The sequence below is a fragment of the Marinobacter sp. PE14 genome (genome assembly GCF_053566155.1).
Genome location: NZ_JBQXNY010000003.1, coordinates 436,843 through 455,163, shown reverse-complemented (window position 1 = coordinate 455,163; position 18,321 = coordinate 436,843). Strand labels below are relative to the sequence as shown.

Genomic DNA, 18,321 nt, shown 5'->3' with positions numbered 1-18,321 from the left:
AGAATCCTGAACGAAAACTTCTCCGCGGCCCTGTCGACGATCTCAGACTCAGGCCTCCTGCTGGAGAATCTTACGCGCAGCGGCGGACTTGTAAAATGGTGCAAGCCGCCGGCGAATCAGGGCCTCAACATAGCCCTCTTCACGCAATACGTCTATAACCGGAATTGCGTAGGCATCAATCTCCGCCATGACAACCTCACGGCTTACCCCCATATCGCCCAGCAAATCCGTGAGCGGGCACTCGCCATACTTTACGAACAGGTGGGAAACCACTGCCCGGGCGCATTCCTCGAAGTATCCGGTCTTGCGGAACTGCAGCCAGAACTCATATCCGAGCACAACAAATTCCTGCAGTTCCACGTCGCCCAGGCCTTCATGTAAATCGGCAATGGTGCGATCCTCCAGCGACACCCAGGCGGCCATCACGCTGTCCCGCAATTCGTCGTCAGACAGGGCACTATGCAGAAACTGCTCACTACGGCTGATCAAACCGGGCAGGCTGTCGGACAGCCAGGCCTTCAGACGCCTCTCGAAGGTTTCATCCAGCCCCGGCACCGCCCTGTTGGCCATGCGCTTGCCGAACTTCATCATTGAACCAACGCCCGGTACAGACTTGGCGATCAAATTGTCCTCATAGAAGTAGTTCATCAGGCCATGGTAAACCACATTAGACACCAGTTCCTGATAAACCGGGTGCGCCATGATCTCGCTGATCACCCGTTCACGCTGCTGTCGGAGTTCCAGAGCCTCCTCCAGAAAGCCGGTGGCCTGTTCGCGAGTGATGATCTCGCCCAGGGTGGTCTGTGACTGCACATTGGCATTGAGCACCTCGGTTGCCATTTCCGCAGCCAGCTCCGGAATACCTGCATCCAACTCCATATCCATAACAATGCGCTGGATGACGCCCATCACCTGCTCTTCCGATGTGATCCGGTTCAGGGTTATCTCACCGGCATAACTCCAAAGCTCATCCAGCTCCTGCTCCAGAAACTTGCGTAGCTTTGCGCCCTTCAGCGAGGCCAGCTCATGCTTCACGTGCTGTTCCAGCAGCTGGTTGGCGAGATCCGTTTTGCCTTTGGTCATGGCGTCAGTTGTCCTGTTGTCGAAATGAAACACAATGACCAGAGGCTAACATGAAGTACAGGCTGGCAGGTTTGCCAAAACTACAGGTGGAGAGGCGCGGCAGGGCCAGTATGGTTCAGCGACGCATTCTGAGAAAGAGTTACTGAAAATCGTTGAAGGTATGGGGTTCCGCAGCAAGTGCGAGGCAAAGACTGCCGGGGCCGACATAGATACTGCTGGTGATGCCCATCTGGGATAGCAGAAGTTCCACACCGTTACGTTCGCAGGCATCCCGCAGGCGGTTGAGACCGGGCAAATCCTCGATTTCGGTCCAGGTCAGGCCACAGGAGAGACTGACATAGGGGGTCAGGAGTCCGGCTTCCACGCGTGCAGTGGCATAATTCATCACCTTTTCCACGGCCACATCGAAACTGCGGGTTTTGGCCGCAGGCTGGCCTTCAGCTCCCTGCCCGAAGATAACCGGCGTAATGTTCAGTGCTTTGCCCAGGAAGGCAACCAGCGCCGACACACTCTTGTCACCACGACGCCTCGCCCGTTCACGGATGTAGTGCAGATCCCTCGGAATCACGCAGGTATAGATCTTGTCGCTAAAGGTTTCCACCTCATGGCGCAGGGCATTCTTGGACACCTTCTGGTCAATCAGCTTGAGGGTGTGAGCTGCCAGCAGGCCCTGGCCGGCAAAGATCTGTTTGCTGTCGATCACACGCATAAAGAACCGGCCATCACGACCGGCGGCCTCCCGGGCACCTTCGTAATTCGCCAGGACACTGTTCATAGCCTCGGTGGCATTCTGGAAAATCAGGCTTCGGGATTTCGTGACCGTCTCGCAGATAGCAACATCGAACTGGGTGACGATCTTCTCCATGAACAAGTCGTAGATCTGCTCCGCGGTGAAGGCGCGGGTTTCCGCCTGATGTCCTTTCTGCAACAGACCGCTCTGATAGAACTCCTGGGTCCGAACCGGATCATGCTTGTCTATGTAGGTCTGGCCATCGATTACAGCGGTTACTGGCAGGACGAACAGGTCGTGTTTGCGGCTGAACTCATAGGGTAAGTCGCACGCAGAATCGACGATCAAACCAACTCGCATGGTGGGCCTCCAGCTCCGGGTAGCTTCTCGACCGGAAGCCCCCTTTATTGTCGTTATTCTTTGTGCCGCACAGTTTTACACACCACGATCATAATTTCAGCAACCCGGCGCTATCGTGCTGCCGATGTCATATCCAGCTCTCGAAGATTCTGCTTGAGCAGCTCGCGGTTGTCCTGCTGCCAGGGGTGAAAGCCTTTGCGGAAATAGGCCAGGAATTCCGGCAGACACTTGCGGAGCACTCCGGGCTTGCCCCAGAGAAAATTAAACCCGCCAATCCAGGTGCGCAGGCTCCAGAGTTTGCCATCGGCCTTAAGCAGGCTACAGGTATTCAGAAAGGTGTACTTGAAGAAATTCCAGGTGACAAAGAGGAAAACGATCCGGCGCAGCCGTTCATTGCCGACACACTCCCGGTAAACATCAAAGGCGACGGATTTGTGTTCGGTTTCCTCGATCGCATGCCATCTCCAAAGCTTTGCCATGGCCGGCGTAGCGCCTTCCATCCACTCCGGGTGGCTCAGGATGGCGTTGGCCAGGACGGCGGTGTAGTGCTCGGCCCCACAGGTACCTGCCAGTTGGCGGCTTGGTGGCAGTTTACCCACCCACTCCATATGCTTGCGGAACCGTTGGTCCAGAGCATCGATATCGTAGCCCCGGGCCTTCAGGGCCTCGTTGTAATCCTTGTGCTCCCTGCTGTGCAGGGCTTCCTGGCCGATAAACCCGCGGATCTCCGCTTTAAGCTTTGGATCCTCGATCTTGTCCCGATAGAGCCGTACGGCATTAATGAACTGCTGCTCGCCATCAGGAAACTGCAGGGAAAGGGCGTTGAAGAACGCGGTCCGGAAAGCGTCGTTGCCATGCCAGAGCGTTTTCAGATCCTCGCTGACATCGAACCGCAGATGTCTCGGCTCGACGGACACACCCTCGGGCGTGGAGCTGATGGTCATGACTGCCTCCTGTTTTTGTAGTGTTGTTATCAGTAATGAACAGCGGACAAAAATTCATCAATCCTGGCAGTTTAAACCCGGAAACCGCGCGGAAGGAATACTTCAGGAGGAAAAATTGGACAAATTGTCACGAAATGACATTCTGTCAACGACCATGTTCAGGGAAAAGTTCAGGCATAAAAAAGGGAGGCACGAGGCCTCCCAAGGACACACAGGGGGTCAACGCCTTCCGGTGCAGAGCCGGAAGACGCAGGTTTAGTGCTCTTCCGCGGCTTTCACGCCCGGCGCTTCCGGATCAGCGGTAAAGCCAAGCAATTTGGTACGTTCAATCAGGAAATAGAGGACGGCGCCGGTGGCCAGGCCCCAGCCAGCGCCATAGACGGCCAGAACAACGCCCATGGTGCCGGCAATGCCACGCTCGGTGTTATTCTCCAGCTGCTCCAGCCCCACCATCAGGCAGATATAGCCGGTCAGCAGCAGTGTCAGTGACAGTGCAATCGGCAGCACCGGCTGGAAGAAACTCACCAGCGGCAGCACAAACAGGGCAATAAATCCGGTAATCCAGAAGGTACCACCGCCACTATAGATGGAGTCCATGGCATTTCGGCCGTACTTGTAACGCTCGGCCATGGTCGCTGTGACAGCTGTCCATATGGGGCCCGCCAGGCCTGGATAAGGCGCAAAGAATGCATGACCACCGTTACGGATGGCGGTCACCAGATGCACCCGGTCGATGCTGTTGTCGATGTCTTCGTCTTTGCGCAGATGGTCAACGCGGTTCATCAGTGACTGGCCGACCACGATATCGCCGAAGGCAATCACGTAGGCGATCACGGCCGTGGGAATGGCGTAGAGGAAGACGTTGGCATCCGGAAAACCGACTGCAAACGGCAGGTAGTTCCACAGCTCATCAAACGCGGGTTTGGTGATGCCCCACTCCACATTGGGCACCTCGTATTCGCCGGTGGCAAAGCCAACCAGGATCGCAACCACCATACCCGGCACCATGCCGTAGTTGGCAATCTTGCGGGCGATTGAATTGCTTTCCACAAAGCCTTTGAACGATACGGAGAACATCAGGTAGAGGCACACCAGGCCACCGATGATCAGGGAGATCGGCGTGTTGGCGAGACGGCCGCCTGCCTCAATCTCACCCATCAGGGCGGCGATACCGGCACCGATGATAATCCCGCCTTTCATGGAACGGGGAATCAGCTCCACCAGTTTGCTGCCCAGGCGGGTAATACCCAGAACCAGGAAGATCATGAACACCAGGAACTGCAGCGCGAACAGCGCCTGAATCGCCTCGGGACCCGGTTCGTAGTCGCTCAGGAACAGCAGAACAACAGGAATGCCCGGCGTAATCCAGCCCGGCACCAGGGGCACACCCAGCAACGCCGGCAGCATGAAACCGATGCCACAGATCACCACGTAAGCCAGAGCCACGTCGTAGGGCACACCCAGGTATTTCTCAAGAAGGGGAATCATGGCCAGGCTGACCACGAACATGATCAGAGCCTGCACCATCTCCGCGAACTCCCAGCGGTAATGAACGAACGGCAGACGAACCTTGAAGGGACCGGCCGGCCAGAACGGCTGCTCTTCCCCGTTCTTTCGGTGAAACATTTGCATAAAAAGGTCTCCGGGCTCACGCGGCGCGTGTGCCTGACAGCGTTGTTTTTCTGGTTAAAGCCGGCTGCGCCAGGACGGCGCAGCCGATCGGGGGATCAGTCCAGTTCTTTGGCCTGGTCCCTCAGCACGAACTTCTGGATCTTACCCGTGGAGGTTTTGGGCAGTTCCGAGAAAACGATGGTCTTCGGTACCTTGAACCGGGCCAGATGCTCGCGGCAGAAGTTGATGATGTCTTCTTCGCTGACATCACCGGCTTCCGGCTTCAGGGTCACAAAGGCGCAGGGGGTTTCGCCCCACTTCTCGTCCGGCCGGGCAACCACAGCTGCCTCAAGCACAGCCGGGTGGCGGTAAAGGGTATCCTCAACCTCAATGGTGGAAATGTTCTCACCGCCGGAGATGATGATGTCCTTCAGCCGGTCCTTGATCTCCATGTAGCCGTCTTCGTGCCATACCGCCAGGTCGCCGGTGTGGAACCACCCGCCCCGGAAAGCCTCTTCGGTAGCCTTGGGATTTTTCAGGTAACCCTTCATCACGGTATTACCGCGCAGGAAGATTTCACCGATGGTTTTGCCGTCTTTCGGCACCGCTTCCATGGTGTTCGGATCGCCGACCATGGTGCCTGCCAGGGTGTGATAGCGAACGCCCTGGCGAGCCTTCTTGCGGGCTCGATCGTGCAACGGAAGCGCATCCCACTCGGATTTCCAGGCACAGACGGTCACCGGACCATAGACTTCGGTCAGACCGTAAACGTGAGTCACCTGGATGCCCATTTCCTCGATGGCACCAATAACCTGGGCGGGGGGTGCCGCGCCGGCTGTCATGGACTTCACGTCGTGATCGATGCCGGCCTTGGCAGATTCCGGCACGTTCAGCAACGCGTTGAGAACAATCGGGGCGCCACACATGTGGGTAACCTGATGATCCCGAATCAACTGCAGAATCTTCTCCGGATCAACGCGGCGCAGGCAGACGTGGGTACCGGCCATGGCGGTGATAGTCCAGGGGAAACACCAACCGTTGCAGTGGAACATCGGCAAGGTCCAGAGGTAGACCGGGTGCATGTCCATGGACCAGACTGTCTGGTTGCCGATGGCATTGATGTAGGCGCCACGGTGGTGATAGACCACACCCTTTGGATTGCCGGTAGTGCCGGAGGTGTAATTCAGCGAGATGGCATCCCACTCGTTCTCCGGGAAGCTCCACTGGAATGCCGGATCCCCTTCCTGCAGGAACGCTTCGTAATCCAGATCGCTGACCTGAATACCCTCACCATACTCGGGGTCGTCCACATCGATCACCAGCGGCTTGGTGTCCAGCCGGCTGACGGCGTCCTTGATCACCTCTCCGAACTCCCGGTCGGCAATCACAACCTTCGCCTCACCGTGCTCCAGCATGAAGGCGATGGCCTCAGCGTCCAGGCGAACGTTCAGGGTGTTCAGCACCGCACCAATCATGGGCACCCCGAAATGGGCTTCCACCATCGCGGGAATGTTCGGAAGCATGACGGCAACGGTATCACCACGTCCGATGCCGCGCCCTTTGAGGGCTGAGGCAAGGCGACGGCAGCGCTCGTAAGTCTGCGCCCAGGTGTAACGGATCGCGCCGTGAATGACGGCGGGATACTCCGGGTAAACCGTGGCGGTACGTTCGATGAAATCGACGGGGGATTGAACGGCGTAGTTGGCGTCGACGGGCGCCAGGCCTTGATCAAATATCGAGGTCATTGCGTGGTCCTCTTGAGTACTGTTGTTCTTATGGCGTATTCAGGAATATCGCTAAACTAGCTATACTTCGGGCTGGTCAGAATAGTATTGGATAGCATAAGCACTAGAAACTATACCAACGTATTATAGTTAATTTACTATAACGATAAGCCATGAATGATTCTTCCACTCCAAGTGTATTTAGTTTGCATGACGCCGACCCGCAACCCGGGTTGATCCTGGATGCGACGGGCAGCGTTCTGGAGGGCAACCTGGCCAGCCTTCATCTTTGCCAGAACGCCAACCTGACCTCCCTGTTCCATCTGCTGCCGATCAACGTTCAGGCACTTGTGAAGTCGTCCCTGCAGCAGGAACGATCGATCGAGAATGTAGAGGCCAGAATCCCGGCAAACACCACCGAGCGTTTCCTGATGTGGACGTTCGTGCCCGATATCGGGAGCTCGACGGTTCTGGCCCGGGCCAGAGACGCTACAGACGAGATCATTAATCGGGAAGAAGCGACCCGTTCCAACCGTCTCTACCGACTGATTACTGAGAACACCACCGACCTCATATCCCGCCATGCCCCGGACGGACGATTTATTGATGCCACGCCCGCATCCTGGCGGCTGCTGGGCTACTGGCCGGAAGAACTGAGGGGTAAGCCCCTGGAAGAAATTTTCCGGGGCGATCAGGTGGTTCAGAAGCTGGCTGAAACCCGCAACCAGCTACGGGACGACGGCTACGCCACCATGACCCTGGAGATCATTCACCGGGACGGTTCCCGCCGCTGGTTCGAGATTGCCAGCAGGGCCATTCGGGAAACCTATACTGGCGCCGTGATTGAGGTCATCAGCGTATCCCGGGATATCACCGCCCGGGTAGAATCCGAGAAGAACAACCGGAGGCTGGCCGACGAACTCGCCCACACCGCCAGGCTTGCCACTCTGGGGGAGCTTGCTTCAAGCATTGCCCACGAGATGAACCAGCCATTGGCCACCATCGTGAACTTTGCCAGCGCCAGCCAGCGCTATCTTAAAAGCGCCCGAACCAATCCCGAGTGCCTCGACCGAGTGGACGACGGCCTCCAGAAGATTGTTCACCATGCCAACCGGGCCTCGGAGGTCATCAAACGTTTGCGAGCCTTTTTACGCAAAGGCCAGAAGCGCACCGCCCCACTCGCCCTGAACGAAGTCGTCAGCAACGTCGCCCGCCTTTGTCAGTGGGAAGCCGAGAAAAACAAGGTGCAGATCCGCGAGAATCTGGCCTGTTGTGCTCCAGTCATCACGGCCGACCCTGTGCTGCTGGAACAGGTTCTGATCAATCTGATCCGTAACGGTATCGAAGCCACTGTCGAGGCCCGCGGTGAGGATACCCCGGGCTCACACTCGCAGATCGTCATAACGACCTGCATCAACGATCAGAACGAAACCCTGATTGAAGTCACCGACGAAGGCCCGGGCCTCGACGCGCAGGGCATTCGCCAGATGTTCCAGCCGTTCTATACCAGTAAGCCCCAGGGACTTGGCCTGGGGCTTTCGATGAGCCGTTCGATTATCGAAGGCTTTGGTGGCTTCCTGGACGCCAGGCCGGCAGCAACGGGAGGGCTATCCCTGATCTGCCGTTTCCCGGCCAGCCCGGGCTACAAGAACAGAAACCCGAACACGGAGATGCAGCCAGATGAGTGATCAAGCGACACCGGAAGCCACCACCGTCTATGTTGTTGACGACGACGCCGGCATGCTGGAATCCACGCAGTGGTTGCTGGAATCGGTCGGTTTGAACGTGGAAGCCTACAGCGACGGCCGGAAATTCCTGGATGCGGTTGGCAACAACAAAGCGGGCTGCGTGGTTCTGGATGTGAGGATGCCCGGGCTCGGCGGCCTGAACGTTCAGGAGGAGCTTCAGAAGCGGGGGCTGGACCTGCCTATAATCTTTGTCTCCGGGCACGCCGACGTACCCATTGTGGTGAGGGCGTTCAAATCCGGGGCCTTCGATTTCATCGAGAAGCCTTTCAATGAACAACTGCTTCTGGACAGCGTCCAACAGGCGCTGCAGGAACACCAGCAGTCCGCTCCACAATTGCAGGGCGATGAGACAACCGAAGCCCTGCTGGCCACTCTAACCCGCCGTGAACGGGACGTGTTCCTGCCACTGGCCCAGGGCTACACGAGCCGGGAAATCGCCGAACAGCTGGATGTCAGTGTTAAGACTATTGATCTCTACCGGGCGCGAGTCATGAAACGCCTGGGGGCCGATCGCCTGCCGGATGTGACCGGCACCGCCATTGCCGCCGGCCTGCTCGACCCACTGGACCTGCGTAGGGAAAAGAGCTGAACGGCCCTAACCCGCCGCAGCCTGGACATCGTGAGCCAACACTCCCAGTCTGGCCACAGCCTGCTCTATACGTTCACTCCAGGGGTTGGCGCTGTTCAGTCTCAGGCAATTTTCGTATTTGTCGGCGGTGGAGAACATCAGCCCCGGGGCCACGTTGATATCCTCCGCCCTGGCCCTGTGGTAAACCTCGGTGCCGGAAACACCGTCGGGCAACTGGACCCAGAGCACAAACCCACCCTGGGGACGGCTCACGGCCGTGCCTTCCGGGAAGGCCCTGGCCACAGCAGTCCGCATCCGTTCGGTGGCTTCACGATAGTGCTGCCGGGCTGAACGGAGGTAGCGATCATAGCCACCCTGCTCCAGAAAATGCGCTACCGCCATCTGTGGAATCGATGACGTGGCCAGATTGACGAAATACTTGTGCTGCCTGGCACTGGCCATATGCCGCCCCGGCACCATCCAGCCCAGCCGGAGGCCCGGTGAAATAGTCTTCGAAAACGAACTGCAATAAATTACATTGTCCGCCCGATCAAAGGCCTTGGCCGGTTTCGGCCGGTCCCCGGTGTGATGAAGGTCGCCGTAGATGTCGTCCTCAATCAGCGGAACAGCCGCTGCCGCCAGCATGGAGACCAGTTGCTTCTTGCGCTCGTCGGACATTTGCGCGCCCATGGGGTTGCTGTGATTGGTCACGACCACACAGGCTTTGAGGGGCCACTGTTCCAGGGCCAGTTGCAAGCCTTCAAGACTCAGACCCTCGGAAGGATGCGTCGGAATTTCAATGACCTTCAGCCCGACCACTTCCAGAGCCTGAAGAATACCGGGGAAGGACGGCGATTCCACGGCCACAATATCTCCGGGCTGGGTCACTGCACGAAGCGCCAAAATGATCGCCTCCTGGGCACCATTGGTGGCAAGGACATCATCCGGTGTTACCGGCACCCCGAGGGTCGCCATCCGCTGGGCGATCTGCCGCCGGAACGATTCCTTGCCCGGAAACGCATAGTCCAGCGTTTCCAGGCCCCGTCGTGCAGCCCAGAGAGTACTGTGCTGGATCTGACGGAGCGGCAGGTAATCCGGATGGGGGATCGCCGTGGCCAGCGGTACCATACGCTTCTGTTCGTCCGCGCACAGGTCCAGGGTCATCTCCCTGGCGCTGACTGGAACCGGACGGCTTCGGTGTCGGCGCATAACAGGCTCGGGGGCGTCCACTGTCGGCAACCGCACAAAGTAGCCACTTCGCTCCCGGGCCTGCAGAAAACCTCGCGCCTCCAACGTCTGGTGTGCCTGAAGGATGGTCGATATGCTAACGCCGAACTGCCGGCTCAACTGTCGCACGCCCGGTAGCCGTTCGCCGTCCCGGTAAACTCCTTCATGAATCAGCCCCTGAAGCTGATCCGCGACCTGGTTGTAGAGAATGCCCATTGCCCGCCCTCGCCTGCGACGCCTCATCATGATAATCATCTATTGCACCAGAACCCGAGCTGTCCGGTGCAGTACAGATCGCTTCCGATATGACCAGTACAGATTTCATCAAAAGCATTCTGTACCGGTTCAAAAACAGATTATCTGAATCTGTTATGGCAGTCAGACCTTTTCCTACAATAAGCTCGAAATCAGAAAATTCATCGAGACAAGCAGCTCTTTCAGAGGAGAAAAGATCGTGACGTTACCCATCTATCAGGTTGATGCGTTCACCAACGAGGTGTTCGGTGGCAACCCGGCAGCGGTCATGCCGCTGGACCAGTGGCTGCCAGACAACCTCATGCTCTCGCTTGCCGCGGAGAACAATCTCTCCGAAACGGCCTTTTTCGTGCGCCTTCCAAACGACGAGGAGGCCGATTTCCATATCCGCTGGTTTACGCCGGGCACAGAAGTGCCCCTGTGCGGCCATGCGACTCTGGCTAGCGCCTGGGTCATCTTTAACAAACTCGGCTGGGACAAAGAGCAAATCCGTTTACGCTCCAAAAGCGGCCCGCTATCCGTCCGGCAATCCGACGACGGCTGGCTGGTACTCGATTTCCCGAATCTGGCCTATGAGGAACAGCCCACACCGGCCCTGATTCGGGAAGCTCTGGAAAGCGCGCCTGATAGAGCGTTTTTTGTTCCAAACGACACCAATTACATGGTGGTCCTGAGGGACGAAGACGCTGTGCGGTCTGCACAACCGGATCTGCGCAAATTAAAGCAACTGTGCAACCAGGGGCTGATCATCACCGCACCTGGCAACGACGGCGATTTCGTCAGCCGCTATTTCGCGCCTGGCGCCGGCATTGATGAGGACCCGGTCACCGGTTCCATCCACAGCGTGCTGGTGCCTTACTGGTCAGAGCAACTGGGTAAAGCCCAACTGGATGCACGGCAGATTTCTGCCCGGGGCGGTGTACTTCGCTGCGAGTTGAAGGGGGATCGCGTCGACATTGCCGGCCAGGCAGCGTTCTTTATGGAAGGCACCATTCATTTGTGACTCACACTTGCAGAGTGCAAATGAAAAAATCGACATGGTCGCCGGTGATAGCTCTGACAGTCAGTTTCGTAGATTTAGTCTGAATTCTGAAACAGAGGCGAAGTGATGACAGCGACCAAAGCATTTGCAGCACAGTCACCAACGTCCGGCATGCTACCTCATACCATAGACCGCCGGGAGCCACGTCCCGATGACGTTGCGATCGAGATCGACTACTGCGGGGTCTGCCATACCGACATTCATTTTGCACAGAACGACTGGGGGATCACCGAGTACCCGGTTGTCCCCGGCCATGAAATTGTGGGCCGGGTCACGGCCGTTGGCCCCGAGGTCCAAAGCTTTAACGTAGGCGATGTCGTCGGCGTCGGGTGCATGGTGGATTCCTGCCGCACCTGCTCAGCTTGTGAAGCAGGTTTGGAGCAGTACTGCAGCGAAGGCATGACCTCCACCTACAACGGACAGGACCGACACGATCACTCCATCACCTTTGGCGGCTATTCCGAGCGCATTACCGTCAGCGAACGGTTTGTCGTTCGCATTCCGCAAAAGCTGGATATCAAGGCCGCTGCGCCTCTGCTTTGCGCCGGCATCACCACCTACTCGCCGCTGCGCCATTATGGCGTCAAAGCGGGCCACAAGGTCGGTGTCATCGGCATGGGCGGCCTCGGTCACATGGGTGTTAAATTCGCTAGGGCACTTGGCGCGGAGGTGACTATTTTCACCCGCTCCGAGAGCAAGGTTCCGGAAGCGAAAAAGCAGGGTGCCGATCATGTAGTGATCTCCACCGATGAAGATCAGATGGCCGCAGCCGCTGAAACCTTTGATTTCATGCTGGACACGGTTCCGGTCCAGCACGATCTGAACCCTTACCTCAACTGCCTGAAGCACGATGGTACTCACATTCTGGTGGGTCTGCTGGAGCCGGTAGAGCCACCGGTAGAGGCTGGCGCCCTGGTATTCAAGCGCCGCGTTCTGGCCGGGTCGCTGATCGGTGGCATGCCGGAAACCCAGGAAGTTCTGGATTTCTGCGCAGAGCACGACATCAGCTGCGACGTCGAGATGCTCGACATACACAATCTCAACGAGGCCTACGAGCGCATGAAAAAAGGCGACGTGAAGTATCGGTTCGTGATCGACATGCAATCCCTCAAAAACGGGTAACTGCACAGGCGACCGGGCCCCACGGGCCCGGTCGCCGACTCCTTCTCATCCCGCCACTTAATACGTGGTTACCCCGGCACCACAGACGCCAGCCCCCCATATCCGTATAATTCGCCCACTCAATGTTCGTACCCGGTTTGTGGTTACCCCATGCCTTCACACTACGATGTCATTATTATCGGCGCTGGCGCAGCAGGCCTGATGTGCGCGGCCACTGCGGGCTATCGCGGCCGTAGCGTGCTGGTGTTGGACCACGCCAACAAGCCCGGCAAGAAAATCCTGATGTCCGGCGGCGGGCGCTGTAACTTCACCAACCTGAACAGCACGCCGGCCAACTTCCTGTCGGATAACCCGCACTACTGCATTTCCGCGCTAAAGCGCTATACCCCCCAGGATTTCCTGGAACTGGTAGACCGCCACGGCATTGAACATGAGGAAAAAGCCCCTGGTCAGTTGTTCTGCAAAGGCAGCGCCAAAGACATCCTCAATATGCTGCTGACCGAATGTGAGTGGGCCGGTGCGGAAGTGAGAATGAAGACAGCGGTCGATCGCATTTCCGAAACCGACAGCGGCTTCCGCTTGCGCGTCGGCTCCGGTGACCTCACCTGTGAATCCCTGGTGATCGCCACCGGAGGACTGTCGATTCCTACTATGGGCGCCACCGCATTTGGCTACCGGGTAGCCGAGCAGTTCGGCCTGAAAATACTTCCTACCCGCGCTGGCCTGGTGCCCTTCACCCTGCAGCCTGAGTTGAAGGAACAGCTCGCGCCATTGTCCGGTGTCAGTTGCCCTGTCGATGTGCAATGCCACGACCAGCACTTCCGGGAACCCATGCTGGTCACCCATCGCGGGCTCAGTGGCCCGGCCATGCTCCAGATCTCCAGTTTCTGGGAGCCGGGCGACAGCCTGGCCATCGACCTGCTGCCAGGCTGCCACATCAGGGACGACCTTCTGAGCCTGCGGAAAACCCGTCCGCAATCCACCATTGCAAACTACCTGGCCCAGCACCTGCCGAAACGATTTGCCCAGGCCTTCAACGAACTCCACGGCTGGACCGGCCCGTTGCAAGGCTACAAGAACAGCGATATTGAACAGGTTGCCGACGTTCTGGGCCAATGGTCGATCAAGCCAGCTGGAACCGAAGGCTACCGAACCGCAGAGGTCACCCTGGGTGGCGTCGATACGCGCCAGCTCTCATCCAAGACCATGGCGGTGCTGGAACGTCCAAACCTGTATTTTATCGGTGAGGTAGTGGATGTCACCGGCCACCTCGGCGGGCACAACTTCCAATGGGCCTGGGCATCGGGAGTGGCCGCCGGCAACAGTGCCTGAATAATCTGCCACGCGGCCACCGCGCATCGATGGCCTATCTCGGAGGCGATACCTAGCGAAGCACCACCAGGGGCTTTTGGGCGGTTTTGAGCATCGTGGTGGTTGTACTGCCGACGAGGAACTGACGGATGCGGGAGTGCCCATAGGCGCCCATCACCAGGATGTCGATGTCGTGTTCTTCCTGGTAGGCGTGCAACGCAGGCTCTACATCGCCGGCCCGAATGGCGAGTGTGATCTCGGATTCCAGCCCTGCCAACATCTTCTCGGCCTTCTTGAGCTGCTCCCAGCGGTCATTGGTATCCGGTCCAACCATCACCAGATGCAGTGGCATGCCTTTCAGGACCGGGCTACCGGCCAGCAATTCCACACCCTTGAACGCCGTGGCGCTGCCGTCAAAGGCCAGCATTGCACTGCGGGGCTGGGTGTATTCGTCCGGCACCAGGAGAATCGGACGGTGCATACTGCGAATCACCGTCTCCAGCTGGCTGCCAATATGGGTGTCACGTTCGGAACTGCTCTCGCCGTGCAGACCCATCACCAGAAGGCGAGTCTGATTCTCCAGCGCCATCAGGGACTCCGTCAGGTCCCCATGTCGCTGTCTCTGCACCACGTCTGAGATGCCCGCTTCGCCAACCCGTTTTTGGGCTTCATCCAGCATGTGGTGCCCGTGTTCGAGGGCCAGTTTGGCGCGTTTGCGATCCAGCTCTGCGAGGTCCTCGAGCAGCTGTTCACGACTGCCAAGGCCTATGCTTCCGGCCAGATCCGGCTCGGCCGGATAACGCTCTTCATCAAGCACGTGCAACAGCATCATGGGCGTTTCCATGTGCTTGCTGGCCCAGCCGGCGTAATCGCAAACTGCGGGAGCGGCCTGGGAGCCATCAATACAGGCAACTACTCGTAACATTTCAACCTCGCCTTCATGGTCCTTGTGATTTTTATTCTGACTGCGATCGCTGTTGGATTCCCTGGTCTGTGTCATGTCAGTGCCCCATCAGCTGGTCAACGGCGTCCGGCTTATCGTGTACACCGAAGCGGTCAACGATCGTGGCACTGGCTTCATTCAGCCCGATAACCTCAACCTCTGAGCCTTCCCGGCGGAATTTGATCACCGCCTTGTCCAACGCGCCTACGGCGGTGATATCCCAGAAATGCGCGCGACTCAGGTCGATCACCACATTATCGACTGCTTCCTTGAAATCAAAGGATTCCATGAATTTTTCCGAGGAACTGAAGAACACCTGACCCACAACGCGATAGGTGCGGGTGTCGGTGGTTTCATCCAGCTCGGAGGTCACCAGCATGTAGTGGCCCACCTTGTTGGCAAAGAACAACGCCGCCAGCAGCACGCCGGCCAGCACGCCATAGGCGAGGTTATGGGTGGCAACCACAACAACAACGGTCACCAGCATCACGATGTTGGTGGAAAGCGGATGCTCACGCAGATTGCGGATGGAATCCCAGGAGAAGGTACCAATCGACACCATGATCATCACCGCTACGAGGGCCGCCATGGGGATCTGGACCAACACGCTGTCCAATAGCAGCACCATGACCAGCAGGAAGAGACCAGCCGTGAGGGTGGAAAGCCGGGTCCGGCCGCCGGACTTCACGTTGATAATGGACTGACCGATCATGGCACAACCGGCCATACCACCGATCAGGCCGGAGCCTATGTTGGCAATGCCCTGCCCCTTACACTCACGGTTACGGTCACTGGTAGTGTCCGTCAGGTCGTCCACGATGGTCGCTGTCATCATGGATTCCAGAAGACCCACGATTGCCAGCGGAATGGAATACGGCAGGATGATCATCAGGGTTTCCAGGTTCAGAGGCACGTCCGGCCACAGGAATACGGGCAGGGTATCCGGCAGATCACCCATGTCCCCAACCGTCCGGATGTCCATTCCGGTAACCACGGCAACGGCTGTCAGAACGACTATGCACACCAGGGGCGAAGGCAGAACCTTGCCCACAACGGGCAGCAAGGGAAACAGATAGATAATACCCAGGCCCGCGGCTGTCATTGCGTAAACGTGCCAGGTGACGTTGGTCAGCTCCGGCAACTGGGCCATGAAAATGAGGATGGCGAGGGCGTTCACGAAACCGGTCACCACCGAGCGTGACACGAAGCGCATCAGGCTGCCGAGCTTGAGGTAGCCTGCAACCAGTTGCAGCACACCGGTCATCAAGGTCGCTGCCAGCAGATACTGCAGGCCATGCTCTTTCACGAGCGTCACCATGAGTACCGCCATGGCGGCTGTGGCGGCGGAAATCATACCGGGGCGCCCGCCCACGAAGGCGATGATCACGGCAATACAGAAGGAGGCATAAAGCCCCACCTTGGGGTCGACTCCGGCAATGATCGAGAAGGCAATGGCCTCGGGAATCAGTGCCAGCGCCACGACGATACCGGCGAGCACATCGCCACGAATGTTCGAAAGCCAGTTGGCTTTAAGGGAATTCACCATGATTTCGGGGTTCCAGCTTGCTACGAATTCAAAGGTCGCGAAGCTTATCAGCCCCCTTACAGGAAAGTAAGGTCGCTAGCGGTAAGTTCTTAGACGTCTAACGACCGGCGCGCTCTACTGCTATTATCTAAACATTATTGATTTACAGGAGCTTGCATCGCCCCATGGACGACGTTGCCGCCCAGTTTCTCGCTGGAAACCAGACCACCCTGAATCTCGCCGTTGCTCTTCTGCTTGGCGCCATCATCGGCCTTGAGCGGGGCTGGGACGCGCGAGAGCAGAAATCCGGCGAGCGCATTGCCGGTATCCGCACCTTTGCTCTGGTCGGCCTGCTTGGCGGTATTTCGGCGGTACTGGCGCAGGAAATCACGGAGTGGGCGTTCCCAGTGCTTCTGGTCAGTGTCGTCGCCATGGCCATCGTGGCCTACAGCGAGCGACTGGAGCATATCCGCAACTTCAGCATTACCGGCATAGTCGGCATGGTTCTGACCTTCTGCTTCGGGGCAGTGGCGGTGGCTGTGGACCCGGTTATCGCCACAGCAGCCGCTGTTGTGACCGCAATCATCCTGGACAACAAGCAAGAAATTCATGGTTGGGTGAACAAGCTGAAGGAACATGAACTGGATGCCGCACTCAAGCTGCTGCTGATTTCCGTGGTCATGCTGCCGTTGTTGCCGAACGAAAAGATGGGCCCGGGTGGCGTTCTCAATCCCCGGGAAATCTGGTGGATGGTGGTGATGATCGCCTCCATTTCCTTTGTCGGCTATTTCGCCATACGGGTGGCCGGTACCCGCAAAGGCATTCTGTTTACCAGCCTGTTCGCCGGGTTGAGCTCGTCCACTGCCCTCACACTGCACTTTGCCCGCCAGGCCTCGAAAACTCCTCAGCTCAACGCCCAGTTCGCCACCGGCATCCTGATCGCCTGCGGCACCATGTTCCCCCGTATCCTGGTCTATTGCCTGGTAATCAATCCCGATCTGTTGCCCAGTCTGATCTGGCCTGTGGTTGTTATGACCGCCCTGCTCTACGGGCCCGCGCTCTTTATCTGGCGAAAAAATGACCGAGAGCTCCAGGTAAGCCAACCACCCCTTAACCAGAACCCGCTGGATTTGACCTCAGCCCTGGTTTTTGGCGCATTGCTCACAGCCATCCTGCTGATGGGCGAGTTCCTCGGCAACTGGCTGGGTGATGCGGGCATCTATTTCCTGGCAGCCACCTCCGGTATCGCGGATGTGGACGCGATCACCCTGTCCCTGACCCGCATGTCCAACAACAGCCTGGCCATGGGAACAGCAGTCATCGGCATTGTGATCGCCGCCGCCACCAACAACCTCGTGAAATCGGCACTGGCCGGGTTTGTCGGCAATCGCCAGACCGGGCTAATGGTAGGCGTTCCGATGGTGCTCTCTCTGGCAGCGGGGCTTCTGGTCGCCTGGCTGCAGTAATCCCTTATCTGGCCCGACGGAACGTCAGATTGTAACGGTACCCGCCCGTTAGCGGGTGCTCCCCGGCTTTGAGGGTCAGCACACCGTGATAACGCATCCGGGCCGGACCGCCCCAGACCACCACATCACCATGGGCAAGTGGCACGCGGATGGGGCGCTCGCTGCGTTTGAGACCGCCGAACTGGAACACCATGGGCAGACCCAGAGAAACCGACACGATGGGCTGCGTGAAATCCTGCTCGTCCTTGTCCTGGTGCAGCCCCATTTTTGACCCGGGCTGGTATCGGTTGATCAGGCAGGCGTCCGGATCGAATCCGTCAAAACCGGCGGTGTCTGAAGCGCTTCTGGCCAGTTCCCGAAAAGCGGCGGGCATGGCAGGCCATGGCCGGCCGGATTCCGGATCTTGCGCCTGATACCGATATCCCCGGCTATCGGTGACCCAGCCAAGATCCCCGCAGCAGCTCATGGCGGCAGACATGGCATGGCCACCAGGGGTCGTCATGTACCTGAAAGGCGCTTCTGAGGCAACCGTTTCAATGCCGGCCATGAGCGCTTCGGCGTTCGGGAGTGCGAACTGTCGCAGCACCACCGCGCCATCCATCAGAGGCTCGACTGTCTGTTCTGGTGGCTGTTCGCCAAACAGGTCCTGAGTCATAACTACC

General features: G+C 58.1%; 15 protein-coding genes. 6 read left to right on the top strand and 9 right to left on the bottom strand.

The window, feature by feature from the left end:
• Positions 1-48 precede the first annotated feature (48 nt).
• The 5 genes from ACWJ62_RS12795 to ACWJ62_RS12775 form a co-directional block, all read right to left on the bottom strand.
• Entirely contained in the window at positions 49-1,083 is a 1,035-nt protein-coding gene (locus ACWJ62_RS12795) for a hypothetical protein (protein ID WP_449286530.1), read from the bottom strand.
• Between the two features lie 139 nt (positions 1,084-1,222).
• Entirely contained in the window at positions 1,223-2,173 is a 951-nt protein-coding gene (locus ACWJ62_RS12790; RefSeq protein WP_449286529.1) for a DegV family protein, read from the bottom strand.
• Between the two features lie 110 nt (positions 2,174-2,283).
• Positions 2,284-3,117: a metal-dependent hydrolase gene (locus ACWJ62_RS12785; protein WP_449286528.1), complete on the bottom strand. Its 834-nt coding sequence runs from the start codon at positions 3,115-3,117 to the stop codon at positions 2,284-2,286.
• A gap of 255 nt (positions 3,118-3,372) precedes the next feature.
• Positions 3,373-4,749 carry a solute carrier family 23 protein gene (locus tag ACWJ62_RS12780; RefSeq protein WP_449286527.1) on the bottom strand — a complete coding sequence of 459 codons (1,377 nt, stop codon included), beginning with the start codon at positions 4,747-4,749 and terminating at the stop codon, positions 3,373-3,375.
• A 95-nt stretch (positions 4,750-4,844) separates the two neighbouring features.
• Positions 4,845-6,473 carry an acyl-CoA synthetase gene (locus tag ACWJ62_RS12775; RefSeq protein ID WP_449286526.1) on the bottom strand — a complete coding sequence of 543 codons (1,629 nt, stop codon included), beginning with the start codon at positions 6,471-6,473 and terminating at the stop codon, positions 4,845-4,847.
• A 152-nt stretch (positions 6,474-6,625) separates the two neighbouring features.
• Here ACWJ62_RS12775 and ACWJ62_RS12770 point away from each other — a divergent pair, with 152 nt between their 5' ends.
• Positions 6,626-8,140, top strand: a complete 1,515-nt coding sequence (locus ACWJ62_RS12770; RefSeq protein ID WP_449286525.1) for a PAS domain-containing sensor histidine kinase — start codon at positions 6,626-6,628, stop codon at positions 8,138-8,140.
• Complete coding sequence (locus tag ACWJ62_RS12765) at positions 8,133-8,789, top strand: response regulator transcription factor (RefSeq protein ID WP_449286524.1); 657 nt, start codon at positions 8,133-8,135, stop codon at positions 8,787-8,789. Before ACWJ62_RS12770 ends, ACWJ62_RS12765 begins: the two co-directional genes overlap by 8 nt.
• 6 nt (positions 8,790-8,795) lie before the next feature.
• Here the strand turns inward: ACWJ62_RS12765 and ACWJ62_RS12760 are convergent, their stop codons facing one another.
• The gene (locus ACWJ62_RS12760; RefSeq protein ID WP_449286523.1) at positions 8,796-10,250 is read right to left on the bottom strand and encodes an aminotransferase-like domain-containing protein; all 1,455 of its coding nucleotides are present in this window, start codon (positions 10,248-10,250) and stop codon (positions 8,796-8,798) included.
• 196 nt (positions 10,251-10,446) lie between these two features.
• Between ACWJ62_RS12760 and ACWJ62_RS12755 the strand changes: the two genes are divergently transcribed.
• The 3 genes from ACWJ62_RS12755 to ACWJ62_RS12745 all read left to right on the top strand — a co-directional run bounded on the left by ACWJ62_RS12755 (position 10,447) and on the right by ACWJ62_RS12745 (position 13,746).
• Positions 10,447-11,253, top strand: a complete 807-nt coding sequence (locus ACWJ62_RS12755; protein WP_449286659.1) for a PhzF family phenazine biosynthesis protein — start codon at positions 10,447-10,449, stop codon at positions 11,251-11,253.
• A gap of 105 nt (positions 11,254-11,358) precedes the next feature.
• Entirely contained in the window at positions 11,359-12,414 is a 1,056-nt protein-coding gene (locus ACWJ62_RS12750) for an NAD(P)-dependent alcohol dehydrogenase (RefSeq protein ID WP_449286522.1), read from the top strand.
• A gap of 150 nt (positions 12,415-12,564) precedes the next feature.
• Entirely contained in the window at positions 12,565-13,746 is a 1,182-nt protein-coding gene (locus ACWJ62_RS12745; RefSeq protein WP_449286521.1) for an NAD(P)/FAD-dependent oxidoreductase, read from the top strand.
• A 52-nt stretch (positions 13,747-13,798) separates the two neighbouring features.
• Here the strand turns inward: ACWJ62_RS12745 and ACWJ62_RS12740 are convergent, their stop codons facing one another.
• Both ACWJ62_RS12740 and ACWJ62_RS12735 read right to left on the bottom strand, forming a co-directional pair.
• Complete coding sequence (locus ACWJ62_RS12740) at positions 13,799-14,725, bottom strand: universal stress protein (protein WP_449286520.1); 927 nt, start codon at positions 14,723-14,725, stop codon at positions 13,799-13,801.
• Between the two features lies 1 nt (position 14,726).
• The gene (locus tag ACWJ62_RS12735; protein ID WP_449286519.1) at positions 14,727-16,214 is read right to left on the bottom strand and encodes a SulP family inorganic anion transporter; all 1,488 of its coding nucleotides are present in this window, start codon (positions 16,212-16,214) and stop codon (positions 14,727-14,729) included.
• A gap of 164 nt (positions 16,215-16,378) precedes the next feature.
• Between ACWJ62_RS12735 and ACWJ62_RS12730 the strand changes: the two genes are divergently transcribed.
• Positions 16,379-17,659 (top strand): MgtC/SapB family protein, encoded by a 1,281-nt coding sequence (locus tag ACWJ62_RS12730; protein WP_449286518.1) that lies wholly within the window; start codon positions 16,379-16,381, stop codon positions 17,657-17,659.
• A gap of 4 nt (positions 17,660-17,663) precedes the next feature.
• On the opposite strand, the gene alkB is transcribed toward ACWJ62_RS12730, so the two are convergent.
• Entirely contained in the window at positions 17,664-18,314 is a 651-nt protein-coding gene (alkB, locus tag ACWJ62_RS12725) for a DNA oxidative demethylase AlkB (RefSeq protein ID WP_449286517.1), read from the bottom strand.
• Positions 18,315-18,321 lie beyond the last annotated feature (7 nt).